The organism is Cytophagales bacterium (assembly GCA_033344775.1).
Lineage (GTDB): Bacteria > Bacteroidota > Bacteroidia > Cytophagales > Cyclobacteriaceae > JAWPMT01.
This window is the reverse complement of the sequence record JAWPMT010000005.1, coordinates 1,613,861-1,639,286: the sequence shown is the minus strand read 5'-3', so window position 1 is coordinate 1,639,286 and position 25,426 is coordinate 1,613,861. Positions and strand designations below refer to the sequence as shown.

Genomic DNA, 25,426 nt, shown 5'->3' with positions numbered 1-25,426 from the left:
TTAATTAATACTGCAATTGCGAATAATATTTGAAACTATTTTTACTGCAATTACGAATAATAACCTCGAAAGGGTAAAAACTTCCTAGATGAAAAAGACAAAACTTGGTGAATTTGAAGAAATGGTGCTGCTCACGGTGATCCTGTTGAAAGAAGAGGCCTATGGAGTGGAGATCAAGCGTGAATTGGAAGCGAGGCTTAAGGAACGATTAAGTGTAGGATCCATCCAGTCGGCGTTGAAGCGAATGGAGGAAAAGGGGTTTTTAGAATCAGCGCTTGGTGAAGCCACCCAAAAAAGAGGTGGTAAACGAAAAAGAATTTACACGGCCACGCCTCATGCACACCAGGTACTCAAAGAGATCAGTGACATCCGTCAGGGGCTCTGGACCGAGATCAATTTAGAAAAAGAGCTGCGAACCATCTGATGTCCGAGCAGACTCCACCGAAATGGAGTACCCGGATTTTACAGACCCTGATCCGAGGTGCTTATTTAGAAGAGATAGAAGGAGACCTGGAAGAAGTTTTTCAGGACGACCTGGAATACTATGGGATCAAAACGGCCAGGAAACATTACAATCTGGGTGTTTTTAAGGCGGTCAGGCCCAACCTGATCAAAAGAATTAAATGGTTGTATCAGTTAAGAACATCAAACTCCATGACAAGAACATTAAAGATTGCACTAAGAAGTCTGTTGAAATTCAAAGGCCATTCGGCGATTAATCTTATTGGTTTATCCGTCGGTCTGGCCATCGGTGGGCTTGTGTTAAAATATGCCGTGGACCAGTTCACTTATGATGATTTCCATGCCAATGAAGATCGCATTTTTAAAATTGTTACTGCCTCTGCAGGGGGCGGACTTGAAACGAATGCGTGGCCTGTAGGGCAACACTTGAAAACGAATTACCCGGAAGTAGATAAGATCATTTACGCCAGGCGTGCACCTGTGGGATTCAAGGTATATCACAACCTGCAGCGCTACGAACATGAAGTTCATTTTGCCAGCAAAGACTTTTTCAGCGTATTTTCTTTCGATCTAAAACAGGGAAGTGCCGAAGATGCGCTTGCTGATCCTTATTCAGTAGTGATAACCGAAGAATTGGCCGACAAATACTTTGAGGGAGATGCCATGGGGAAGACCTTAACCATGCGCGATTCATTGGATTTTACGGTAACAGGCATTGTAGCTGATGTGCCGAACAATTCACATATTCAATTCGATGTATTGGCGTCATTCAGTACGCTAGTGAGCATGGGAGACTTTTCTTACGGCGCCGAATATGGTTGGGGCACTTTCAATATGCGAAATTATCTACTATTGAAAAAAGGTGTGAATGGTGAAGCCTTTCAATCCAAAATCAGTGGAGTATATGAAGAAGAAGTAGGAGAGTGGTTAAAAGAAATGGGAGTAGAATTCACCCTGGACTTGATTCCTTTACAGGAAGTATATCTGAACGCAGCCTATTGGAATGGATTCGGTCCGAATGGCTCCAAAGATGAGTTGCGGACTTTATTGGTGATTGCTGCTTTTCTGCTACTCCTGGCATGTGTAAATTACATCAATTTGAGCACGGCCAGGGCTGCTTATCGAGCCAAAGAAATTGGCATCAAAAAAGTAGTCGGGTCTTCCAGAAGATTCATCATCGGTCAATTCATGGCAGAGTCCACCTTGTTGACGGTGTTTGCAGCTATGCTCGCCATAGGAATTGTAACCGCAATATTGCCCTTGTTCAATCACCTGATGGATAAGCAATACGTGGCAATAGACTTCCTGACTCCAACTTATTTGCTGATGCTGTTGGCCATGGTGCTGATCGTTTCCTTTATCTCAGGATTTTATCCAGCGCTGATCATGTCGGGCTTTAAGCCATTGCAAGCTCTGAGCGGCAAAGGGCTGAATTCAAAAAGCAGCGCACAGCTTCGAAAAGGATTGATAATCTTTCAATTTTTCGTTTCTTCCGGATTGGTACTGAGTACTTTATTGGTCATCAGTCAGCTCAATTTTATGAAGCAACAAAACCTGGGCTTTGACAAGGATCAGGTGTTGACGATCGACGCAACAGACGTATATCAAAATACTGGGAGACAAGTATTAGAAAACAAGATCAGCGCCTTTGCCGGCGTGGAAATGGTCAGTCAGAGTAACGCCTTACCAGGAAGACCCGGTTGGCAAGGACAGTGGGCTTACCCTGATGAGTTTTCCGACCAGCCAGTAGATACGGAATACATGGCAATCGATGAGGCTTATCTTCCTGCACTGGGATTAGAATTAATCGCTGGCAGCAATTTCGATTTGGATAAGCCTTCTGAATTATCAGAAGGATTGATCATCAATGAATCTTGTGTGAAAGCCATGGGATGGAAGAGCCCTGAAGACGCTATCGGCAAGCGGATTGTTTCACCATCCGAAACCCCTCAGGGTACTGTGATCGGTGTAGTGCGGGATTATCATGGTTTGGGATTACAAGAAAAAATCTGGCCCAAAGCCATGGATTTTTCCGCTGAAACGTACGGTAGATATTATGCCATCCGATTCAATCCGCAGCAAATTGATAACCTGCTGGCTCAGCTAGAGACTTCCTGGGATGAAGTTTTTTCCGGATACCCATTGAAATACCGGTTTTTGGATCAGGATTTTGCCCGTCAGTACGAAGAAGAGAACCGATTGGCGCAACTACTTTCCATCTTTGCTGCGATTGTGATCATCGTTTCCATCATCGGGTTATTGGGTTTGATCTCGTTCATTACGCTGAGTAAAACCAAGGAAGTAGGTATTCGAAAGGTGCTCGGCGCCAATACCAGTCATATCATTTATGTGCTGTCACGCCAGTTCATATTGCTGGTTTTATTGGGAAATGTCTTGTCAATGCCTTTGATCTGGCTTTACGGAAATAACTGGCTCAATAATTTCGCTTATCGTACCGAGTTGAATCCTTTATTGTTTCTGGCGGCTACCTTGATTACGGCAATGATTGCTTTTGCTGCCGTTGGGCTGCATACCTGGCGAACCGCCAGAATGAATCCTGTGACCTCTTTGAGGTATGAATAGGTTATCGCTGAAAAATGTGAGCCCAGGGAATGACAAATGGAAGGATTACTACCCAAATCAGAAAAAACAGGGCCATTTCTTTCGGGTAGGGTTGTTCCTGTTGGATCGCAGGTATGGCGACGAAAATGAGCCAGCTAGCTTTATAGATCAGTTGGAACAGCAAGATCAGACTCATCTGCTTTGGATATGCCATTCCCAGTATGGATAAGATAAAAATGGCTCCCCATAATGCACCTACCAATCGGATGGTTTCCGAGTAGGCCACACTTCCGGAGAAGACGGTTTTCTGTGCGATGGTAGGATTGAATAAACTGGTAATACTGATCCAGCCTGCTACCAGAATATTGGCTGCGTACATGAGTTTTAAAGGAACCATGTGTAGAGATGTTTAGGAAAATAACCTTTTAAAGAGGGCAAGGGTTATCAGGACGCAATTAATTTCGCGTCGTGAATTATTTCGTAACAGCGATCGGAACGGATAGTGGTAAAACGCTCATTTCTTCCATTTTGGTGCAGGCGCTCGGAGCAGATTACTGGAAGCCCGTACAGGCAGGATTTCCTGCGGATACCCAAAGCGTCAGGCAATTGACGGATTCTCCGGATTCTCGTTTCTACGGGGAGCGATATGTCTTGCAAACTCCCGCTTCACCACATGCAGCCGCCAGGATTGATGGTGTAACCATTGCTTTGAAGGATTTTCACCCTCCCGTATCCAATCGTGATCTGATCATCGAAGGTGCTGGTGGGTTGATGGTTCCTTTGAATGATGAAGAAGTGATCGTCGACATGGTGCCGGTGGTGAATGCGGAAGTAATTCTGGTCTGCAACTTGTATTTAGGCAGTATCAATCATTCCCTACTATCCATTGAGTTGTTGAAACAGCGAGGATATCCGGTGAAGGGGATTGTCTTTAATGGTCCTACCAATGAAGAGAGCGAACGCATCATCTTGGAGAAGTCCGGCTGGCCCCTGCTGTTTAAAGTAGCGCAACATGAAGCAGTTACCCCCGTTTTGGTAGAGCGGTATGCAGAAGAAGTAAGGAATTCCTGGAGTTAAAAAACATTTGATATGAAAGATTGGTCTGCATCTGACCGAGCCAATATATGGCATCCGTTTTCGCCACTGGCAGGAAATGAGCCACTTTATGTGACCCATGCCAAAGGTCTCTATCTCTACACGGAGGACGATCGCAAGATCATGGATGTGATCTCTTCCTGGTGGGTCAATGTTCATGGGCACTCACATCCCAAAATTGCGAAAGCCATTGCTAAACAAGCGCGTGAATTGGAACATGTGATTTTTGCTGGCTTTACGCATAAGCCTGCGATCAAGCTCTCAGAAACTTTATTGGAGTTGTTGCCAGACGATCAATCCAAAGTGTTTTATTCGGATAATGGCAGTACTGCTACGGAAGTGGCCATCAAATTGTCCATTCAATATTGGTTCAATCAGGGCAAGCCTCGAAAAAAGATCATCGCTATTGAAGGGGCTTATCACGGCGATACGTTTGGGGCCATGTCTGTTGGTGATCGTACTTCCATTTTCAACGTTCCGTTCACCGATTTCCTCTTTGATGTGGAGTATTTGCCTTTTCCGGAAGGGACAGGAGAAAACACATTGCAGGCAATGAAGCAGCTAGCGACAGATGAAGTAGCTGCCTTTATTTTCGAGCCGTTGGTGCAGGGAGCAGGTGGCATGCGGATGTATTCCCCTGAAGTATTGGATCAATTGATCGAAATGGCACAGGCTTCGGAGATCATTTGTATAGCCGATGAAGTCATGACAGGTTTCGGGCGAACTGGGAAGACATTTGCTTGTGATTATGTTGAGCACAAACCTGAGATTTATTGCTTGTCCAAAGGAATTACCGGTGGTTTCCTTCCCATGGGTGTTACCACGGTCAATGATCGGATTGCCAAAGCCTTTGATAGTACGGATAAGCGAAAAGCCTTTTTTCATGGGCATTCCTACACAGCGAACCCCATGGCGTGTGCGGCTGCTAATGCCAGTTGTAAACTCTTGTTGAAAAAGAAAACCCAAAAAGCGATTGCCAGGATTTCGAAAACACATCAGGGTTTTGTGGACGCATTCAATCCGCCAGATATCGTTGCTGATGTTCGATGTACAGGTACGATTCTGGCGGTGGAGCTTAAAGCGGACGATCCCGGTTACGTGAGCACAATCAAAGATCAGATCTATGCCCATTTTCTGGAAAAAGAAATCCTTTTGCGTCCTTTGGGTAATGTGATCTATATGATCCCGCCTTACATCATTACAGATGCGGAACTGAAATTGTGCTATACTGCTATTGAGGAGTTTTTAGCTACCCTTTAAAGGTGAGGGACACCAGCGTGCCTCGTCCTTCGGGAGTATGGTCCGCTTTGTTTTCATAGGTCAGCTCTCCTTTCAATTGGCGACTCAGCAGTCGTAGTACTTTGGAGCCGGTGCCTTTTTTCTCAGGATCAGCGATACCGGGGCCATGGTCTTCAATTTCCAGTATATATCCCTGGCCGTTTTTGTGGAAGCGAATGGCGTAGGGTTCTTCTCCATATTTCAGGCCATTCGTGATGATCTCGTTGGTGATCATGCCCAATGGACCGGACACACTCATATTGATAGGTACATTCTCGATCTCTGAAGTGAATTCCCGATTAGCAAGTAAGTTGTGAGAAATGTCTTCCAGAAAAGATTGGGATTCGATGGTGTCTTTGTTGTAGGAAAGCCGGTCCAGGTGTCGGTTTACCGTAGAGATGGCATCTATGCGATTCTGAGCAAAGGAGATGATCTCATCATTATTCTCCGTCTTTCCTTCATTGAACCAGTTTTTCAATAGAAGCAGGTTGTTCATGTACCGATGCCTGGAATCAAGGAACATTGTTTCCAGTTTCTGAGCGTATTTGCTTCGAGTTCGGTATTGCCAGAAAATAAAGACCAGCGCACTGACCACTAAAGCAATGGAGATGTACATGAGGGTGATCTGCAGGTTGTTGTTGTCAATCTCCAATTGCTGGTTCGCGATCGTACTTTCCTGCTTGTCCATCTCATTTTGCGTACGCAGGATCTGATAAACCGCTTCCGAGCGATCATTGAATAGCTCTTGTTGGACCTTGATCTCTTCTTCTTTTACGTCTAGTGCTTCTTTGTATCTACCAAAATGGTTAAGAACATTAAATTTTTGGGTGAGGGCTTCGGAGAGGCGGTCTTTATCATTGTGATTTTCTGAACTCCTTACAGCAACGGAGATGGATTTAAGACTTTCATCCATGTTTTCATTGCCTAAGTGGAATTTACTTTCAATTATGCGTATCAATGCTTCTAAACGATGATCAAAACTTAGATCTTGTAAGCTATCTAAGGAATTTATTGTTTTCCTGAGAGAGTCCTTGCTCATATTGAACTCCAAAAAAGTCTTTGCTTTTACAATATTTAAATCCCTCCAAAGATTAACATCTTTAGAATCCTGAAGAAAAACCTGCACCTCATTTATGCTGGATAAAACTGAATCACTTTTTTTTAGTCGATACGTGTCTGCAAGACCTATTAACGCAAGTGCAACTTGTTGATCAGAGTTGGCGGACTCAATTGCTTTTTCGTAATATTCTTTGGCAAGAGAGTTTTTTATATCTTTTTCAATAATTGCCATTCTGTATGTACTAAGCCATTTCCAATACTGAATGTCACTGTTTTGAAAGAAATTAAATGCTTCAGAAGATAATTGAAGTGCGCTATCAACGAGGCCTATTCTGTAGTAATTTGGCGCCATGTTGCACCGCATCTTCATCATGAAGATAGTGTCAGATTTGTTTAATTCGATTGCCTTTTGATAAAGAGTAAGAGCCGCAGAGTATTGATTTCGTTGTTGATAATTTACGGCGAGATTATTTGTTGCTCCCGCGATTGAATTATCATCTTTACTCTTCGTGGCATATTGAAGCCCAAATTCTAAATATATACCTGCACTATCTAAATCATATTTTCCGTAAAAGCACTGAGCAATGTAATATGCATTTGCATACGCATCTCGGTATTTACGTGCATTGATATTGTTAGACATGACCTTCTTAAGGATGGAAATGCCGTTATCATAACTTTCGATAAAGAAATACGACTTTCCTACCTTGTCAAGTGAGGAATTTGAAAGGGTGTCTTGTCTCAGATATAGCTCGATTATTTCAGTGTAGTTCTTAGTTTTAAACAAATCATTTACCAATGAGTCCGCTTCATTTGAGGAACCTCCATTGATGACGAAAAACATTAAAAATAAGCTTAGAGACAAATCTGAATATGAGTTTAATGTTATTACAACGAAGATAGAAAAACCCTAGTTATGCTAGGGTTTTTCATTTGATTATCAACCTCCGGTATTAGGAGGTGTTTGACCATCTCCACATTCACCTTGTGGACATGCTCCAGTTCTAATCTCCGTGTTATCCTCTTTTGTAATGTCATTCATAGGATCTTCACAAGATACCAAAGTCACAAAAGCCAATAGGACGAAAGCAATTACGTTCAATTTAGCGCGTACCCCACCTGGTAGGATCGCAGCCCATAGTTGTTTGTTAAGCATTGTTTAGTTGTTAAAATTAGTTGTTGTGCTTGTTTGTGAATTTAGATAAATCTTCTGAAAAATCCAAATTTTAACTTAAATATATACATGATATTTCATGTATTGTTGTTTCACTTATATATTCGTTTGAAATTGAAAAGGTAACCCCTCTTTTGAAAATTTCTTTTTTTAGCTGTTGAGATTGAGTTTTTCCAGATAAACGACGCATTCATGCCGGTAGGTGGAAAAATTTACTGAAGCCAAAAATCCCTTGGATTTTATTCAGTCAGTAATGCCAATGGCTAAAACAGGAATTTTCGTTTGATTTCGTTTTTTTTCATCTTCAGTTATTTTGTTTTGGTTAAAATGATCAGCGTGTTTTGAAGTGCCAATCAGTATACAAATATACGGCGGCTTTAAATAAAAGGTTATAACTGGTTGATTTTTAGGCAGTAAATTTTATGTGTAAGCGCCGAAAATTGGAGTATATACTTGGGTAACTTTCTGATTATCATACTTTTAAGAAAAATGAACTTTTTTCGAATTAGATGAACCTGAACTTCGCTAAAAAGTTCTTTAGATAGGTTTTCCCAATAGGATAGTGGTCTTCTCCAATTTCGATGTAAGTGCTTTCAAAGCCATCGATCTTGTTCACATTAACGATATACGATTTGTGAATCCGCACAAATTCTTTGACGCCTGACATTTTTGATTCTACCTTCTTCAGGCTTTCCGATAACATGTATCTCTTTTTATTGGCAATGATCGAAGTGTAGCTTCCATCTGCTTCGATGATCTCAATATCACCAATGGCCATACGAACGAATTTGTTGGTTTCTTGCCGAACAAATATCCGGTCATTCAGGAAATAACCATCTGTTTGCTCTTCGGGTTGCACGTCGTTAGCATTGGCCAGTGCCAGCTCTATTGCAATGTTTAAATCCTTGTCCCCGATTTGGTTTTTGAACAAGTAAGCAGCTGGTTTTGAGCGTTTGGCTTGTCGAAAATGCAGGTCATCCTGAAAAGCCGTTAGGAAGATCAATCCGATTTTCTTTTTCTTGAATTTCTTGTTGATATGTTTGGCTAAGTCGATACCAGTCATTTTGCCGGCCAACTCAATATCCAGTAAGGCGAAATCTACCTTGTCATAATTATCCGTCAACCAGTCACGTGCTTCTTCACCAGTGGAAAATGAATCCAGTACTTCATAGTCAAACTTTTCAAGCGTTTCTATGACGTCTTCTGCTAGAAGCAGATTGTCCTCTACAACAATTACCGATGCTTTCACTGGGTTTAGCGCTTACTCAAGTATTCAAAGATATACAGAATTGCCTCCTTTTTGGTGAGATTTTGGTAAATCAGGAGACCAAACCGTTTTACCTTCATTGGCAAATTCGATACGTACATGAAGAAATTCGATACGTTCATGAAGTTCCTGTTTTAAATATGAGGAAAGCAATCCAACTTCGTAACTGTTGTCGTTGATCTATGAGCTAGTCAAACGCAACACGGTCTTTTACTTTTTGATTTTACTGCTTCAGCAGTTATTTAAGGAAAATGTCGACACGGATTTGGATGTAACATTGCTTCTGAAACAACGTCTCTTATTTCGCTTAACCATGTCTATCCAACCGTTCTGGTTTTTGGGAGCGTCTTACATTAGAACGAACTAAAGATTTGGATCCATGCCGTCTTGATTCCTTACCACAACAGAACAACAACACAACAACGCAACAAAACCAACTGAATACACATTAAAACAACAGATTCCCTGGCACCCTTCTCAATATGTTTTGAGGAGGGTTGTTAAGGAATATTTATGATTTCCTTAACGGCTAATCATGCTTATGTTAAGTTTTATTCCATGCGCTTTTGGAGGTCAATAAAGCCATTTTCTTTGGTTTATAAGAATTCCAGCTGCTATGAAATTTCCGTCACTATTCATTCTATCTTTCTTCTTCCTGTCTCATGCGATCAGTGCAAGCTCAGAGCAGGATATGGTTGTTACACTGGCTGATACATTATACGGTGAAGTGCATGTTGATTTTATTACCAATAAGATCCGTATTCGAAACGATAAAAATTATCAATTCATCACAGCATCTCAGGTCAGATGGATCAAGAAAACAGACCGACACTATTGTGTGGCTGCTTTTGGGGTTGAGTCTCGGTATTTCATTTTTGAAGTACTCAGTAAAGGCGGTAAGTCGCTGTTGTACAGAGAAGGCGTGAAATTCAACCCTTATGATGATGAAGCTTTTCCTCCGTTTTTCGTTTTGGAAGACCGCTCGGCTTACTCATTAGCAACCAAAAAAGATGTCCTTTCCACTTTTGGCCAGCGTCAGAAGAAAGTGAAGGAGTTTGTAAAAGCCAATGGTCTCTCCTTCGAAAGTAGAGAAGACCTGTCCCGGATCTTTGATTATTACAACGATGAAGAACAGGCCGATCTGTAGGCTATAAGTGTTTGCTCTTAAAAACCAGCATCTTCTCGCGTGACATGTCCTCCATAGAGTATTTTATGCCACCCATTCCGAGTCCTGAAGCATCTCGACCTCCAAAAGGCATCCAGTCTACGCGGAAGGCCGTATGATCATTGATCATCACTGCAGCGGCGTTGAGTTGGTGGCCTAGGTCCAGGGCCTGGTCCAGATCCTTGGTAAATACGGACGCCTGGAAGGCAAAGGGTAATGCATTGGCTTGTGCAATGGCTTTTTGTTGGTTTTCGTAACTATAGATGCAAACTACGGGGCCAAAAATTTCCTCTTTTGATACCTTACTCTCCGCAGAAGGATTCAGCAAGACTGTTGGTGCGTACAGCGTGTCGGAGATCTTCTTACCACCACAAAGCAATTGCGCGCCTTCAGTTACTGCTTCCTCTACCCATTGTGCCACCCGATCAACTTCTCTGGGAAGGATCAATGGACCGCATTCGGTTTCAGGACTTTTAGGATCACCTACCACTAATTTTTCAGCGGCCGTTGCCATTCTTTGTGCTAACTCCTCGGCAATGGTGTAATGCGCAAAAATTCGTTGCACGGAGACACAAACCTGGCCACTGTGATAAAAGCCCCCTTTCATCAGGGGAGGAATGATTTCGTCCAGATCCGCACTTTGATCGATGATCGCGGGTGCGGCACCACCGTGTTCCAGCGCACAGCGCGTACCTGCAGATAACTTGGATCGTAGGAACCAGCCGACCCGGGCTGAGCCGATGAAAGAGAAAAAATTGATCCGATTGTCAACCACCAATTGTTCCGAGTCTTCATTGCTGGTGATGAGGTATTCACACCATCCGTCAGGTAGTCCCGCTTCTTTTAGTATTTCCACGAATTTGATGCAGGACCGTGGAGTGGTTAGCGCCGGTTTTACAATAACCGGTGTACCCACGCTAATGGCAGGGACCGTTTGATGGACGATAAGGTTGAGTGGATGGTTGAAGGCGCTCACAGAAGCTACTACACCAATTGGCTCTTTTCTGGTAAACGCCATGCGATTAGCGGAAGAGGCTGTGTGGCCCATAGGTATTTCACTTCCTGCAAAATGAGCCATCTCTTCAATGGCGATCTTGATGCCATTGATGGCACGCTCAACTTCAACTTTTGAGTCAACATATGGTTTTCCACCTTCTTCAGCGGCGATTAAAGTCAATGCCTCTTTCTGGTCCTCCATCAGCGCCATGGTCCGTTCAAGAATGGCCACCCGCTCGTATTTGGGTATCCATTTAGACCGATCCAGAAAGTGATCATGAGCAGTGGCCAGTGCCGCTTCTACTGCAGCACTATTATGCATTGGGATTTCATCAATGACACTCAGGTCAAACGGGGCATTTACGGTCAATGTACTCATGAGGTCTTATTTTTTGTCCTGTTCTTGAAGGCCTTTGATCAATATTTGGTGATTCAGGGAATAATCCACGGGTAAGTCGATGACATGTACACCCGATTCATTGAGGCATTTGTCCAGGGTAGTGGTAAAGTCATCAGGATCCGAGATACGATAACCTTTGGCGCCATAGGCTTCTGCGTATTTCACAAAATCCGGATTATGATAATCCAGCCCGAAATTGGCAAAACCCATTCCTTCTTGTTTCCATTTGATCATGCCATAGGCACTGTCATTGAGAATGATCACAGTCAGGTCCATGTTCAGCCTAACTGCGGTTTCTAATTCCTGAGAATTCATCATGAATCCACCATCACCACAAATCGCAACAACTTTCCGGTCCGGGTAGGTGATTTTGGCACCCATACCCGAGGGGAGTCCGGCCCCCATCGTGGCCAGCGCATTGTCCAGTAACACGGTATTGGGTTCGTGTGCTTTATAGTTTCGAGCAAACCAGATCTTGTAAATCCCATTGTCGAGGGTCAGGATGCCATCGCTTGGCATCAGTTTGCGAATTTCGTTTACCGCTCTCTGGGGGAGCATAGGGAATCGCTTATCTTCAAAATACTTGGTGATGTGACTTTCTACATCATCTCGAACTTCATTGAAAATGTTGTGTTGCCAGTGATCTTGGGGCTCAATGCGTTCTGCCAGGTAAGAAATGCTTCCTGCAATGTCACCGACTACCTCTACCTGTGGGAAATAGACCTGATCCACTTCTGCGGAGAAATAGTTGACGTGTACGACGTTGCAGCCATCCTCGTGCATGAAGAATGGCGGCTTTTCGATTACATCGTGACCTATGTTCAGAATGAGATCAGCCTGCTCGATGGCTTTGTGCAAGTAATCATGGTCTGAAAGGGCGGCAGTACCCAAAAACTGAGGGTGTCTTTCGTCTACAACACCTTTGCCCATTTGTGTATTGAAGAAAAACATGCCCGTCTTGTCCAGGAAGTCAGTCACGGCTTTGCGGGTACGGTTTCGATTGGCGCTGGCACCTAGTAGGATCAAAGGCCTTCGAGCCAGTTGGATCATCTCAATGGCCGCATCTAATGCTTTGCTGTCTGCCAGAGGTCGCCTTACATAGCTTTTGTTGAATACATGTGCGTCGCATTCCTCCGCTGCGATATCTTCGGGTAATTCAATGTGTACTGCTCCGGGGCGTTCTTCCGCACTGATTCGAAAGGCTTCTCTCACGATAGAAGGGATCGTATTTCCATTAACGATCTGACGGGTGTACTTGGTAAGTGGCTTCATCATGTCCACAATGTCCACGATCTGGAAGCGGCCTTGCTTACTTTTCTTGATGGGTTTTTGCCCCGTGATCATCAAGAGCGGCATTCCGCCTAATTGTGCATATGCTGCTGCAGTTACGAAATTGGTTGCGCCAGGTCCGAGAGTGGATAGACAAACGCCGGGTTTACCCGTCAATCGTCCGTAGGTAGCAGCCATGAAGGCGGCCCCCTGCTCGTGACGGGTTAATATCAGTTTGATTTTGGAGTGTCGAAGTGATTCCAGGAAGTCCAGGTTTTCCTCGCCGGGAATCCCAAATATGTACTCTACTTCTTCTGCTTCAAGGCATTTTATGAACAGATCGGAGGCTTTCATCAAGAATTGGGTCTTTTTTTATGAAGTTAAGGTAATCATAAAGATCAAGTGGATTTGATGAAGAAAAATTCCTCGAAAGGGTGGTTTTGTGTCTGGGAAGGGACAGGGTTTGAGTGGTGAACTGATGTAAAATTTGATAATGCTCAGCCGCAATTGCACTTCCGCCTTGGAAAGGCAGGCGATTGCTTTCCACATTTGAAATGCCTTTTGAATGGTGCTCAAGCAGTTTTTAGTCTTAATGATTGATGCAGTTTCTCGCGTGAGGGGGTAAGCGGCCTGTTTGAGTCCTGTGATCCTGAGTTTATCGAAGGATGGACGAGTAGCGAAGACCCGGCCTGAAAGGACACGCCCAAAAACAAAAAAAACCTGTAAGATCTCAGTCCTACAGGTTTTGTATTTAATGATGTGTTCGGATCAGATATCCGTATTCAAATCAAATCTTTCCAGGTAGTCAGCCACTCTTCTCACAAACATGCCTCCTAGCGCACCGTCAACTACTCGGTGATCGTAGCTGTGTGACAAGAACATTTTGTGTCGGATTCCGATGAAATCGCCTTCCGGAGTTTCAACGACGGCCGGTTTCTTTTGGATGGCTCCAAGTGCCAGGATGCCTACCTGAGGCTGCATGATGATCGGAGTACCCATCACATTGCCGAAGGAACCAACGTTGGAAACCGTGTAAGTACCTCCTGACAATTCATCCGGCTTCAGTTTGTTTTCCCGTGCTCTTCTGGCCAAATCATTTACGCGCTTGGTCAACCCAAGTACGTTCAACTGATCTGCATGATGGATCACCGGTACGATCAGGTTGCCAGTCGGTAGGGCCACGGCCATGCCAATATTGATGGCAGACTTCTTTACGATGTTGTTGCCATCCACCTGAACATTGATCATCGGGTAATCTTTGATGGCTTTCACGACGGCTTCAATCATGATCGGCGTGAACGTCAGCGCTTCTCCATCTCTTTCTTTTACCAGGTTTTTCTTCTGATTTCTCCACTTCACAAGATTGGTTACGTCCGCTTCTACAAAAGAAGTCACGTGAGGTGAGATGGCTTTGGAAGCCACCATTCGCTCTGCGATCATTTTACGCATGCGATCCATCTCGATGATCTCATCCTGTCCGTCGATCACGGCAGGAACAGCCTGGATGTTTCTTTCTACGGTTGGGGCAGCGGTACCATTGGATTTAGCAGGAACCGCAGCTGGTGCAGTGACGGGAGCACCATTTCCTTTTTTGCGGGTATCGATGTAAGCCAGCATGTCGTGCTTTGTCACACGACCGTCCTTGCCAGTTCCGACGATGGCTTCTAATTCTAATAAAGAGATGCTTTCTTCTTTGGCCATGTTTCGGACCAGTGGAGAGTAGAATCTACCAGAATCAGAAGAGGCTGGGATGTGCTCTGTCGCTGCACTGTGTTCAGCGATGGCTTGATTCAATAAAGAAGAAGCAGCTTCTACGGTTGAAGTTTCCGGAGCGGGAGCATCGGCTGCAGCGTCGGAAGATTCTTCTCCTTCAGTCTCGATGATGGCAATAGGTTTGCCGACCTGAATGACCTCTCCTTCCTCGGCCAGAATCTCTTTGATGATACCTGCGTGTGTAGAAGGAATTTCTGTATCTACCTTATCTGTAGCTACTTCTAGAATGGCTTCGTCCTCATCCACAGAATCTCCTTTGGATTTCAACCAGGATAAGACAGTGCCTTCCATCACACTTTCGCCCATTTTAGGCATTAATAATTCAATCGTGGCCATAGATTATTCGCTCTTATATCATTTTTGGGTATCACAAAGATACAATATTTTGTATTTCAGGCATTGAAATTCATTCTAAATAGGTTCAATGCGGACATCACTCCGAACTTAACGTTCATTTGACGGTTTCTGGTGAATTGTACTTTTCGGGCGATGGTTTTGTCTTTGTCCGCATATGCCAGCCAGATGGTGCCTACTGGTTTTTCTGGAGTTCCCCCTCCAGGTCCGGCAATGCCGCTTGTAGCTAAGCCCACATCTGTCGTTAAAAGCTTTCTTACATTTTCAGCCATTTGCTTCACCACTTCCTCACTAACAGCACCGTGTGTTTCTATGGATGCAGGGTCCACTGCTAATTGGTCGATTTTTACTTGATTGTCGTAAGCGACCACACCTCCTTTGAAGTAAGCCGAACTACCTGGGACACTGGTGAAAGCGGCTGCGATTTGTCCGCCGGTGCAGCTTTCCGCAACGGCAATCGTGGCATTTTGAGCTTTGAGTTTATCTCCAAGTACCTGCTCCAGCTCATCTTTATCAAAACCGAAGACATGTTTTTTAATCAATGGAAGTACCTTGTCAATTTGCGCTTGTGCCTCTTTTTTCAGGGTATCCAAATTTGTTCCAGTGCTGGTCAGTCGCAATTTGACCTGACCAAAAGTCGGGAGATAAGCCAGTTTTTGATGTGAGGGAAGGTTGGCTTCCCAGTCTTTGATTTGCTCTGCCAGCGTAGATTCGGGAACACCCAGCGTTTTTATGACACGATGATGGATCACCTCTTTCGTGAATTTCACACGAAGCATAGGCAGCAGGTTACGTTCCATCATTTCTTTCATTTCATAGGGTACTCCCGGCATAGAAATGAAAATTTTGCCCCTTACCTCAAACCACATCCCGGGAGCAGTCCCTACGTGATTGGTAATTTTTCGACAATTAGCCGGAAGATCCGCCTGGCGTTCGTTCATGACAGACATTTCCCGACCTGCTCGGTAAAACAGGTCTTTGATTTCTTGTAAGGCTTCTTCGTTCCGGATCAGTTCTACCCCAAAGTATTTAGCAAGGACAGGTTTGGTTAAATCATCATTAGTGGGCCCCAGACCTCCGGTGATCAGAATTACATCTGCCCTGGCTTCAGCTTCCTTCAAAGACGCCAGAATGTGTTCTTCCGTATCGCCGATAGTGGTTTTTTGATAGACTTTGATGTTGATCTCATCTAATGCACCACTCATCCAGTGGCTGTTGGTGTCGAGTGTTTGTCCGTAGAGAATTTCATCTCCGATAGTAATTATTTCCGCTTTAGTCGGCATAAGTAAATAGGGGCATTAAGGTAGTAGCAAGCTGCAAATCAAACTATAAACTGATTGCCGGAGACGCGAGTTTCGTAATTTCAATAATTCTCATGCGAAATCGCATTTCCGCAGGTATGGAATTGTGTAGCCAATATTGGTTATCTTGCGCTTGGTTTTACGATTCCAAGATCGCTGGCATGTTAACAGAGATACAAGAGAAAAAGCTTACTCACTACTTTAATGTATTGGATTTTGATAGCAATAAGCTCATCGAGAAAGATGATTTTACGTCTATTGGAGAGAATCTATGCATCCTATGGGGGTTTAAGCCAGGTTCTGACCGATACAACGAATACATCACAAAGTGTGAAAATCTTTGGGTTAGCTTTAGAGAATTCATCAATCAGGAGATTGAAGAAAGCGCCAGCTTGCAAGAGTGGTTAGAGTTTGCGGACAAGGGAATCGTAAATGGTAGTGACGAATTGTACGAGAAGCACGTCAATCAATTTGTAAAAGATATTTTTGATGTATTCGATGCGAACGGTGACGGCTTCATTTCACTCGACGAATACATTGACTTATTCATGGCCTACCGCATAGAGATCCGGTATTCTGCCAAAAGTTTTACAAAAATTGACCTGAACAAAGACGACCTGATCAGCCGTGAGGAGTTGCTCAGTGCTGTTCGGGAATTTTATCGAAGTAATGATAAGGACGCTCCTGGTAACTGGCTATTCGGATTCTGGGATGGCGCCATGTGGTGATTGTCAGATTAATCTAATCCTCCGTCTTCAAAAATTTGTTTTAAGATCGGAAGCACTGTTGTGGTGTTGTAGCCTGATGTCATGCTGGGATGGTAAAGCACCTTGACCAAATCCCGATCAATATCCATGTACCGGGTAACAGTGGTCCATTCCTGCTGAAAAATACTGTCGGGATACCTTCCAGAATCTCTTGCCAGTCCTAGTGATTGAGTGAGCTCTTCTCTCAATAAATGTAGTTGTGCGCGTTCATCAGGGCGTTCCGTATCTACATACATCTGTCCTCTGTTTAGGTTTTGATTCCCATCCCACCAGATACTGAAAAGTCCCCAATTACTAAGAATAAGTTCCGATAGGTTGGGGAACATGCGTTGATATTCCCGATAGGGACCGATGAAAATATAGTAATTAGACTGAAGTGTATCATCCACCACCACCATTTCAAAATCATCTGTGGCCAACCCATTGAGTTCATTGATGATGTTGTCCAGTTCTGTAAAATGCGCTTGAGTAGGTTCGCCACCTACAAAAATGCGCATGGGTCGAGTCCATTTCCGGGTGATGCGAGAGGCATCTCCGAATTCGAATCCCAGGGCGATCTCCCTGAAATAGGTAACTACATCAATTTCGTGTTGTGAAAGCCCTTCGAAAGCATTGTTTACAGGTCGGACTTCTTCATCGGACGAACAAGCACCAAGTAATAGTAAAGCGGCCAAGAAGGGCGTCAGTTTCAAAATCTGGTTCATTGTTTCAAAGCTAAGCGGTGTAGTAGTAATTAAGGTGCTCCATCTTTATCTGTGCTGATAATCTACAATTGTAGTGCCAGAATTCTTGATGATGAGGATGAATTTTCCCTTAAGACCATGATCCTTCTATATTTGCGACCTCATTCATCGATGCCATGAAATGAGCATAAAGATTCGAGGGCTATCGGACCGCAGACGCGGACTATACTATCCGCGAATGAATGTTTATCGCGAATTCCATCGCACCGGCGAACCGGTGACCGTAGGATAATAACTCATACACATGAAAACAGACTTCCAAAGACATACCATTACTGCCGCACTTCCATACGCCAACGGACCGATTCACATTGGTCACATGGCAGGGGTTTATGTGCCTGCGGATACTTACGTTCGGTACTTAAGACTAAAAGGGGAAGATGTGGCTTTTGTTTGTGGTTCGGATGAGCATGGCGTGGCCATTACTTTGCGAGCAAGGAAAGAAGGAATCACTCCCCAGGAAGTAGTGGATCGTTACCATGAGCAGATCAAAAGTTCGTTCGATGCGTTTGGGATCTCTTTCGATATTTATTCCCGAACCTCGGCAAAAGTTCATCATGAAACGGCTGCTGATTTCTTTAAGGAACTGTATGAAAAAGGAACATTCGTCGAGGAGGCTTCTGAGCAATTCTACGATGAATCGGCACAACAATTCCTGGCTGATCGATACATCAAAGGAACTTGCCCCAATTGTGGTTTTGAGGAAGCCTATGGTGATCAATGCGAGAATTGTGGTACGACCTTAAGCCCCAATGAGCTTAAGAATCCAAAATCCATGTTGAGTGGTGAAGCTCCTGTGAAAAAACCTACTAAGCATTGGTCATTTCCTTTGGATCAATATGAAGACTGGTTGAAAGAATGGATACTGGAAGGGCACGAGGAGTGGAAATCCAATGTGTATGGGCAGTGCAAAAGCTGGATTGATGGCGGATTGCGACCCAGACCCATGACACGTGACCTGGATTGGGGAATTCCGGTGCCAGTCGAAGGAGCGGAAGGAAAAGTACTCTACGTTTGGTTTGATGCACCCATTGGCTACATTTCTGCCACTAAAGAATGGGCGGATAAGCAAGGTAAAAACTGGGAGGATTACTGGAAGTCAAATGATACTCGCTTGTTGCATTTTATCGGGAAGGACAACATTGTTTTTCACTGTATCATCTTTCCTGCAATTCTAAAAGCGCAGGGTAGCTACATCCTACCGGAAAATGTGCCTGCCAATGAATTTCTAAACCTGGAAAGTAACAAGATCTCTACTTCAAGAAATTGGGCCGTGTGGTTGCATGAATATCTGGAGGAATTCCCGGATAAGCAGGACGTATTACGATACGTTTTATCAGCCAATGCACCGGAGACAAGGGATAATGATTTTACCTGGAAAGATTTTCAGGCCAGAAACAACAATGAGTTGGTGGCCATCCTCGGGAATTTTGTGAATCGAGCCATTGTACTGACACACAAATACTATGATGGCAAGGTGCCAGCTAAGGGTGATGTTCAGCCCATTGATCAGGAAGTGCTGGAAGCTGTAAAAAGCTATCCTGCCAAAATAGGAGAGAGCCTGGATGCCTTCCGATTCCGGGAAGCACTTTCGTCTATGATGGAAGTGGCCCGCGCAGGGAATAAATACCTGGCGGACACGGAGCCCTGGAAGCTGATCAAGACGGATGCGGATCGTGTTAATACGATCATGCATGTGGCGTTGCAGATTGTGGCCAACATCGCTGTAGTTGCTGAACCTTTCCTGCCTGAAACGTCCAGTAAAATAAGAAGTATGCTGGGGCTTGCGCCACTTGCATGGAAAGATGCTGGAAGATCAGACCTGCTTGCTGAAGGTCAGACGATCGCGAAAGCACAACTCCTGTTTGAGAAAATTGAAGATGCTGTTGTTCAGAAACAAGTACAAAAACTAATGGATACTAAAGCACAAAATGAAAAGGAAGCCGCTGGAGTAACTGTAGCTCCGGCAAAAGACGAAATTACCTATGATGATTTCATGAAAATGGACATCAGAGTAGGGGAGATACTGGAAGCGGAGAAAGTTCCGAAATCCAACAAGCTGCTCAAATTCAAAGTGGATACAGGTATCGATCAGCGTACGATACTGAGTGGTGTGGCCAAGCACTTCACACCGGAGGAAATGATCGGTAAAAAGGTGACAGTATTGGTGAACCTTGCTCCAAGAAAGATCATGGGAGTAGAGTCTCAGGGCATGTTGCTCTTTGCGGAAAATGAAGATGGTTCTCTGAAGGCTGTAGCTCCCGATACGGACGCAGAAAATGGTGCAGGAATCAGCTAAGCTGTTGCTTTAGCGACAATTGGTTTCATTCACCTTAAGTCCTGGAAACTGGAAGCGTGCCAATAGGGTTTACCCACCAAATAGTAATTCGATGAAAAATCTAACCTTCGTATTAATAACCATAATGGTGGTTGCCTGTGGAACAACCGAACAATCCAATGACCCTCAGCAAGAGGTACCGTATACAAAGGCTAAGCCGAAAGCGGACTGGGTTGCAGCGAGAGTTGCGGAAGCTGAATCCCGACTCAATGGCTCAGAGGCTGGAAAATTGGTTTGGAAGGCAATTGAATATCATGGAGGTTTGAACAATTGGTGGAGCAATGGGCCTTTGTATTTCCGATTCAATTACCGGCCTAAGCCAGGAACAGGACAATACCGTGATACCTATGAGACTGCTGATTACTGGCGTTCTATTACCCGCCATCAGCGGGTGGAAAACACCTCTGTGGAATATGGATGGGATGGGAATCAGGCCTGGTATGCACCGGATACGGCTACTATTCCTTACAATACCCGTTTTTGGGCATTGACGCCTTACTATTTTGCGGGCATGCCTTTCCTCTTTGCGGATGAAGGCGTGAACCTGGCGCTGGAAGCACCTGCCGACTATGATGGTAAAACTTATCACATTGTTCGAGTCACTTTTGGCGACGGTATAGGCGATGCTCCAGATGATTTTTATGTGCTATACATCGATCAGGAAACTTACCGATTGTCGGCCATAAGGTACGTCGTTTCTTATCCGGGTTACTTCCCGGATGGAGGGCATACGCAGGAGAAACTGATGACGTATGAAGGTGAACAAAAGGTCAGGGGCATCACGTTTCCACAAAAGCACCGAACATTCATGTGGGAAGCGGATGGCTCAATTGGTAAGTATGTGACGGATATTACTTTATCTGATCTGGCGTTTCGGCCTGAGACGGAGCAGTCTTATTTTGATATCCCGCAGGGCGCACATATTTTTAGTGGATTACTGGAATAAATTGGTAGCGGAATAATGCTTATCTTGAAGGTGTAAACAACATTCCGCTATGCCTTCCATATCCAGTCAGGGGATCTTATCCGAAGCACAGGAACAAAGAATTCAACAAGTCGTCAAGTATTGGTTCTGGGCGACTTTGACTTTGTTTTTCTGCTTTCTCACGATCACTTATTTGGGACGACCAGACTCCTTGAAATATGTGGCAGTGGGGTTGGCTTTTTTACTTCAATTTGTTGGCCTTTCCCTGGTGCTGATCATTAAACAACGCCGGACTTTTCAGAGATGTCGAAAAGTGCAAACAGTTTTCGCTGTGCTAATCGGACTCTCAGCACTGATGATGGGGTCGATGATGATTTTGCTTATGCAGACGTCTTAAGGTGTTCTGAGATAAGCCAGCCGCCTGTCCAGCAAGCCTGGAAGTTGAACCCTCCGGTTAGTGCGTCAATATTGATTACCTCTCCAGCCAGGTAGAGTCCGGGAAAGCGTTTGGCTTGCATGTTGGTTAAATCTATTTCATTGAGGGAAACACCTCCACAAGTCACAAATTCTTCTTTGAAAGTGCTTTTCCCTTTTACCGAGAAGTGAGCCTGAGTTAACTCTTCTGTGATTTTGTTGAGGTCCTTTTTACTCAGTTCAGCCAATTTTCTGGTAGAGGGAATTTCGGCAACGTCCAATAGTTGTTGGAAATACCGATTGGGGCAGCCTTCAATCTGAAGATTGCCTACCTGACGATTCCCATGGGCAGTTTGTTGTTGTTTGAGCCAGGCACGGAACGAATCAGAAGGCTGATTGATCAAATTGGCGATCACTTCAAAGGTGTATTGCTTTTCCGCCAGCCTCTCAGCACCCCATGCTGATAATTTCAGTACGGCAGGGCCACTGAGTCCCCAATGGGTAATAAGTAAAGGTCCGGATTCCACCAGCTTGGTCGTGGTGATTTTAATCGTGGCTTCAGGAAAGGAGAGTCCTTGTAGTTCCTTGAGTCTTGGATCTTTGATGTTGAAGGTAAAAAGAGATGGGACTCTTGTCGCAGTTTGCAGTCCAAGATTTTCCAAAAGACGCCATGTTTGTTCAGAAGCACCGGAAGCTACAATCAATTGATCAAAACTGAGCACCTCCTCATTGGTATGGACTTGCCATGATTCACCAGCTTGCTCAATTTTTGAGACACCAAATCCTCTTAGGACTGAAATGCTGTGTTTTTGCGACAGGCGTAGGAAGCAATCGATGATGGTTTGAGAGGTATTGCTGGCGGGGAATACACGTAGATCTTCCTCTGTTTTAGTGGGAATGCCCCGTTTTTCCAGCCAATGTCGCATTTCATTGGTCCCGAAAGTCTGGAATGACTTATACAGCTTCTTGCCCCCACGAGGGTAAAAGGGGGTTAAAGCCGCAGGCTTTTCACGGCCGTTTGTAACATTGCATCGTCCTCCACCGGAGACTTTTACTTTGGAAAGTACCTTGTTGGATTTCTCCAGAATGGTGATTTGTGCACCAGGAATCTTCTCAGCGATGTTGATGGCGGCAAAAAAACCGGCCGCACCTCCTCCAATGATCCCAATTTTCATGGCCTGGTCAGGTGGTACAGTACATGTGGCTTTAGCGGATGGCCCTCATCAACCAGAGGATGATCAAATGTTCCGGTTCGGGACATCCCGATTTTCTTCATGACATTTTCGGAACGCGTATTGGTGAGGGTAGTGAAGGACCAGATCTCAGGTATGTTTTTCTCTTCAAAAGCGAATTTTAGTACCGCCCTTGCGCCTTCAGTAGCATAACCTTTTCCCCAGTGCGCATGTCCCAGTCGCCAGCCGACCTCCACACCCGGAGCAAAGTCCACATCAAATTTGAATTTCAGTATCCCGATGAATCCAATCAAAGACTGGGTTGCCAATACTTCCGCTGCGAAAAAACAGTAGCCTTCTACGGCCTGGGCACGCTGTTGGCTTTCGATAAATGCTTTGGTGTCTGACACAGATTTGGTACTAGGGAAATACTCCATGACCCGTTCATCCGCGTTGAACTGGCTCATCGGCTCCAGGTCTTTAGTGGTCCATGTGCGCAGACCTAGTCGGTCTGTTTGAATGATGTATTTACCCATTGTGAAAATTCATCGCCCGTTCGATACCAATGGTTGCAAAAGCCAATGTTGCTTCTATGGCCCGGTCCATGTTTGCCACCAGATCATTCATTTCTTCATTGGAAAATTTGCTGAGTACGTAATCAACCTGATGCCCGGAGTGAAAATTATCGCCTACTCCAAACCTTAAGCGTGGATAGTCCTGGCCACCAATGAGGCTTTCGATGTTTTTAAGGCCATTGTGTCCACCTGCAGATCCTTTTTTACGCATGCGTAATTTGCCAAAGGGCAGTGCGATATCGTCTGTGATGACCATGATGCTTTCCTTAGGTACTTTCAATTCATTCATCCAGAAGTTGACGGCCTTGCCGCTCAGGTTCATGTAGGTCGTGGGTTTGACCAAATGCAACGTACGTCCTTTGTGTTTAACCTCCGCCTTGAAGCTCAGTCTGGCTTGTTCAAATTTGGCTCCATTTTCATCCGCCAACCGATCCAATACCAGGAACCCAATATTGTGTCGGGTGAGTTCGTATTCGGCTCCAATGTTACCAAGTCCTACGATTAAGTATTTCACCTGTTATGATATGTTATGATCGCTCAAATAATGAAAAGAAGGCCCTCAGAAACCTACTGCAAACTTAATCTCACATTGAGCTTGTCGAAATGTAAATTAAACAGACTATTAAGGTTTCCACATGCTAAGGATACACCTATTTAACCTGACAGTATGGAGTTTTATGAGGTGATCGTAAAATAAAAAAGTCCCATTGAAATGGGACTTTTATGATTAAGATTTATCGATTGCTTATTCAGCAGACTCTTCTTCCTCTTCACCTTCCTCTTCACCTGTTTTACCACGCATGGCTCTAGGTACTTCAACAGAACAGATGGTCACCAACTCGCTGTTCAGGATGGTGTAATCTCCTGCTTCCAATGCTCCGATTTTCACGGTTTTACCGAGTTGGAGCGTAGAAATATCTACATCGATGAATTCGGGCATGTTCGCAGGCAAAGCGTTCACTTTCGCATGCGTCAATTTCATGATCAATTTACCCCCGCTCTGAACACCTGGTGCGTTACCAACCGTTCTTAAAGGAATGTCCATGGTCACTGGCTTGTCATCGAACAACTCCAGGAAATCCGCGTGAAGAATAACTTCACTTACGGGGTGGAATTGAATGTCCTGCAATACTGCTTTGGTTTTGTGTCCCTCGATGTTGAGGTCTACAAAACGTGCTTCAGGGGTGTAAACCAGATCTCTGAAAAGGATCATGGGAGAGTGGAAATGAATTTGTTCTTTTCCACCATAGAGTACGCTAGGTACGCTTCCTTCGGCTCGCAGTTTTTTAGATTCTGACTTGCCGAGATTTGCTCTGTTATACCCTATAATCTCAACAGTTTTCATATAGTATAAAATTAAATTAAGTGCTTATTTATCGTTAGTGATGAACAATGTGCTGACCGATTCGTGGTTGTTGATCCTTTGGATGGCTTTCGCGAAAAGGTCGGCCACGGTCAATACTTTGATTCTATCAGATTTTTTTCTCATCGGAATAGTGTCGGTGATGATCACCTCTTCCAATACCGATTTTTCAATGTTTTCGTAGGCTTTTCCTGAAAGTACACCGTGCGTACAAACAGCTCTTACAGAAATTGCTCCTTTATCTTTCAAAATACCCGCCGCTTTACAGATCGTTCCGGCAGTATCGATCATGTCATCTACCAGTACGACGTTGGCATCCGTTACATCCCCAATCACCTGCATGGAGGCGATTTCATTGGCACGTTTACGGTGCTTATCGCAGATCACCATGTCCGCTTTGAAATACTTAGCATAAGTTCTGGCCCTGGCACTACCTCCAACATCAGGAGAAGCAATGATCAGGTTTTCCAGATGGAGTGACTTGAGGTAGGGCACAAAAATGGCCGCTCCATCTAAGTGATCCACTGGAAAATCAAAGAATCCCTGAATTTGACCCGCATGCAGATCACAGGTCATGATACGATCAGCGCCTGCAGCAGAAAGCAGATTGGCCATCAATTTGGCCGCAATGGCTACCCTTGGTTTGTCTTTTCTGTCCTGACGTGCGTAACCGTAATAAGGTACTACCACGGTAATGGAGGCAGCACTGGCTCTCTTCGCAGCATCGATCATCAGGAGCAATTCCATGATGTTTTCAGCTGGAGGCACGGTAGACTGGATCAGGAAAACTTTACATCCACGGATACTTTCGTCAAAATAGAAGTTGATCTCCCCGTCACTGAACGTTTGCGACACGCATTTTCCTAATGGCTTGCCGTAGAATTGGGCAATTTTCTCTGCGAGTACGGAAGTGCCGTTTCCGGCGAAGATCTTTACTGTAGACATGGGGCATTAAAACAAATAATCCCGATCAT

23 protein-coding genes are annotated in these 25,426 nt (G+C 44.5%); 9 read left to right on the top strand and 14 right to left on the bottom strand.

The window, feature by feature from the left end; all coding sequences use genetic code 11:
• The first annotated feature begins 88 nt into the window (after positions 1-88).
• Positions 89-424 carry a helix-turn-helix transcriptional regulator gene (locus R8G66_24580; GenBank protein ID MDW3195575.1) on the top strand — a complete coding sequence of 112 codons (336 nt, stop codon included), beginning with the start codon at positions 89-91 and terminating at the stop codon, positions 422-424.
• Positions 424-3,045, top strand: coding sequence for an FtsX-like permease family protein (locus tag R8G66_24575; protein ID MDW3195574.1), 2,622 nt, complete (start codon positions 424-426; stop codon positions 3,043-3,045). The genes R8G66_24580 and R8G66_24575 overlap by 1 nt, the downstream gene beginning before the upstream one ends.
• A 1-nt stretch (position 3,046) precedes the next feature.
• On the opposite strand, the gene R8G66_24570 is transcribed toward R8G66_24575, so the two are convergent.
• Entirely contained in the window at positions 3,047-3,421 is a 375-nt protein-coding gene (locus R8G66_24570) for a hypothetical protein (GenBank protein ID MDW3195573.1), read from the bottom strand.
• Positions 3,422-3,492: 71 nt separating this feature from the next.
• On the opposite strand from R8G66_24570, the gene bioD reads away from it, so the two are divergent.
• A complete protein-coding gene (gene bioD / locus R8G66_24565) occupies positions 3,493-4,101 on the top strand; it encodes a dethiobiotin synthase (protein MDW3195572.1) in 609 nt (202 codons plus the stop codon).
• A 12-nt stretch (positions 4,102-4,113) separates the two neighbouring features.
• Positions 4,114-5,379 carry an adenosylmethionine--8-amino-7-oxononanoate transaminase gene (gene bioA / locus R8G66_24560; protein ID MDW3195571.1) on the top strand — a complete coding sequence of 422 codons (1,266 nt, stop codon included), beginning with the start codon at positions 4,114-4,116 and terminating at the stop codon, positions 5,377-5,379.
• On the opposite strand, the gene R8G66_24555 is transcribed toward bioA, so the two are convergent.
• The 3 genes from R8G66_24555 to R8G66_24545 all read right to left on the bottom strand — a co-directional run bounded on the left by R8G66_24555 (position 5,369) and on the right by R8G66_24545 (position 8,879).
• Positions 5,369-7,300 carry a hypothetical protein gene (locus R8G66_24555; protein MDW3195570.1) on the bottom strand — a complete coding sequence of 644 codons (1,932 nt, stop codon included), beginning with the start codon at positions 7,298-7,300 and terminating at the stop codon, positions 5,369-5,371. The two genes, bioA and R8G66_24555, sit on opposite strands and share 11 nt — an antisense overlap.
• A gap of 96 nt (positions 7,301-7,396) precedes the next feature.
• Positions 7,397-7,612 carry a hypothetical protein gene (locus tag R8G66_24550; protein ID MDW3195569.1) on the bottom strand — a complete coding sequence of 72 codons (216 nt, stop codon included), beginning with the start codon at positions 7,610-7,612 and terminating at the stop codon, positions 7,397-7,399.
• Positions 7,613-8,135: 523 nt separating this feature from the next.
• Complete coding sequence (locus R8G66_24545) at positions 8,136-8,879, bottom strand: response regulator transcription factor (GenBank protein ID MDW3195568.1); 744 nt, start codon at positions 8,877-8,879, stop codon at positions 8,136-8,138.
• A gap of 634 nt (positions 8,880-9,513) precedes the next feature.
• On the opposite strand from R8G66_24545, the gene R8G66_24540 reads away from it, so the two are divergent.
• Entirely contained in the window at positions 9,514-10,044 is a 531-nt protein-coding gene (locus tag R8G66_24540; GenBank protein ID MDW3195567.1) for a hypothetical protein, read from the top strand.
• 1 nt (position 10,045) lies between these two features.
• Here the strand turns inward: R8G66_24540 and R8G66_24535 are convergent, their stop codons facing one another.
• From R8G66_24535 to R8G66_24520, 4 genes are all read right to left on the bottom strand, one after another.
• Complete coding sequence (locus R8G66_24535) at positions 10,046-11,437, bottom strand: aldehyde dehydrogenase family protein (protein MDW3195566.1); 1,392 nt, start codon at positions 11,435-11,437, stop codon at positions 10,046-10,048.
• A 6-nt stretch (positions 11,438-11,443) separates the two neighbouring features.
• Positions 11,444-13,081 carry an acetolactate synthase large subunit gene (locus R8G66_24530; protein MDW3195565.1) on the bottom strand — a complete coding sequence of 546 codons (1,638 nt, stop codon included), beginning with the start codon at positions 13,079-13,081 and terminating at the stop codon, positions 11,444-11,446.
• A 414-nt stretch (positions 13,082-13,495) separates the two neighbouring features.
• Entirely contained in the window at positions 13,496-14,836 is a 1,341-nt protein-coding gene (locus R8G66_24525) for a dihydrolipoamide acetyltransferase family protein (GenBank protein MDW3195564.1), read from the bottom strand.
• 56 nt (positions 14,837-14,892) lie between these two features.
• Positions 14,893-16,137, bottom strand: coding sequence for a competence/damage-inducible protein A (locus R8G66_24520; GenBank protein ID MDW3195563.1), 1,245 nt, complete (start codon positions 16,135-16,137; stop codon positions 14,893-14,895).
• Positions 16,138-16,229: 92 nt separating this feature from the next.
• On the opposite strand from R8G66_24520, the gene R8G66_24515 reads away from it, so the two are divergent.
• On the top strand, positions 16,230-16,883 hold the full coding sequence (locus R8G66_24515) for a hypothetical protein (GenBank protein ID MDW3195562.1): 654 nt from the start codon (positions 16,230-16,232) through the stop codon (positions 16,881-16,883).
• Between the two features lie 8 nt (positions 16,884-16,891).
• Here the strand turns inward: R8G66_24515 and R8G66_24510 are convergent, their stop codons facing one another.
• The gene (locus tag R8G66_24510; GenBank protein ID MDW3195561.1) at positions 16,892-17,626 is read right to left on the bottom strand and encodes a DUF2927 domain-containing protein; all 735 of its coding nucleotides are present in this window, start codon (positions 17,624-17,626) and stop codon (positions 16,892-16,894) included.
• Positions 17,627-17,909: 283 nt separating this feature from the next.
• Here R8G66_24510 and metG point away from each other — a divergent pair, with 283 nt between their 5' ends.
• The 3 genes from metG to R8G66_24495 all read left to right on the top strand — a co-directional run bounded on the left by metG (position 17,910) and on the right by R8G66_24495 (position 21,325).
• A complete protein-coding gene (metG, locus tag R8G66_24505; protein ID MDW3195560.1) occupies positions 17,910-19,964 on the top strand; it encodes a methionine--tRNA ligase in 2,055 nt (684 codons plus the stop codon).
• A 91-nt stretch (positions 19,965-20,055) separates the two neighbouring features.
• Positions 20,056-20,949: a hypothetical protein gene (locus R8G66_24500; protein ID MDW3195559.1), complete on the top strand. Its 894-nt coding sequence runs from the start codon at positions 20,056-20,058 to the stop codon at positions 20,947-20,949.
• A gap of 49 nt (positions 20,950-20,998) precedes the next feature.
• Positions 20,999-21,325, top strand: coding sequence for a hypothetical protein (locus R8G66_24495; GenBank protein ID MDW3195558.1), 327 nt, complete (start codon positions 20,999-21,001; stop codon positions 21,323-21,325).
• Here R8G66_24495 and R8G66_24490 read toward each other — a convergent pair.
• The 5 genes from R8G66_24490 to R8G66_24470 all read right to left on the bottom strand — a co-directional run bounded on the left by R8G66_24490 (position 21,309) and on the right by R8G66_24470 (position 25,397).
• A complete protein-coding gene (locus tag R8G66_24490; protein ID MDW3195557.1) occupies positions 21,309-22,517 on the bottom strand; it encodes an aminoacetone oxidase family FAD-binding enzyme in 1,209 nt (402 codons plus the stop codon). The two genes, R8G66_24495 and R8G66_24490, sit on opposite strands and share 17 nt — an antisense overlap.
• A complete protein-coding gene (locus R8G66_24485; protein MDW3195556.1) occupies positions 22,514-23,050 on the bottom strand; it encodes a GNAT family N-acetyltransferase in 537 nt (178 codons plus the stop codon). The genes R8G66_24490 and R8G66_24485 overlap by 4 nt, the downstream gene beginning before the upstream one ends.
• The gene (gene pth, locus R8G66_24480; GenBank protein ID MDW3195555.1) at positions 23,043-23,603 is read right to left on the bottom strand and encodes an aminoacyl-tRNA hydrolase; all 561 of its coding nucleotides are present in this window, start codon (positions 23,601-23,603) and stop codon (positions 23,043-23,045) included. The genes R8G66_24485 and pth overlap by 8 nt, the downstream gene beginning before the upstream one ends.
• Before the next feature lie 231 nt (positions 23,604-23,834).
• Entirely contained in the window at positions 23,835-24,434 is a 600-nt protein-coding gene (locus R8G66_24475; GenBank protein ID MDW3195554.1) for a 50S ribosomal protein L25/general stress protein Ctc, read from the bottom strand.
• Positions 24,435-24,458: 24 nt separating this feature from the next.
• Positions 24,459-25,397 carry a ribose-phosphate pyrophosphokinase gene (locus R8G66_24470; GenBank protein ID MDW3195553.1) on the bottom strand — a complete coding sequence of 313 codons (939 nt, stop codon included), beginning with the start codon at positions 25,395-25,397 and terminating at the stop codon, positions 24,459-24,461.
• Positions 25,398-25,426 lie beyond the last annotated feature (29 nt).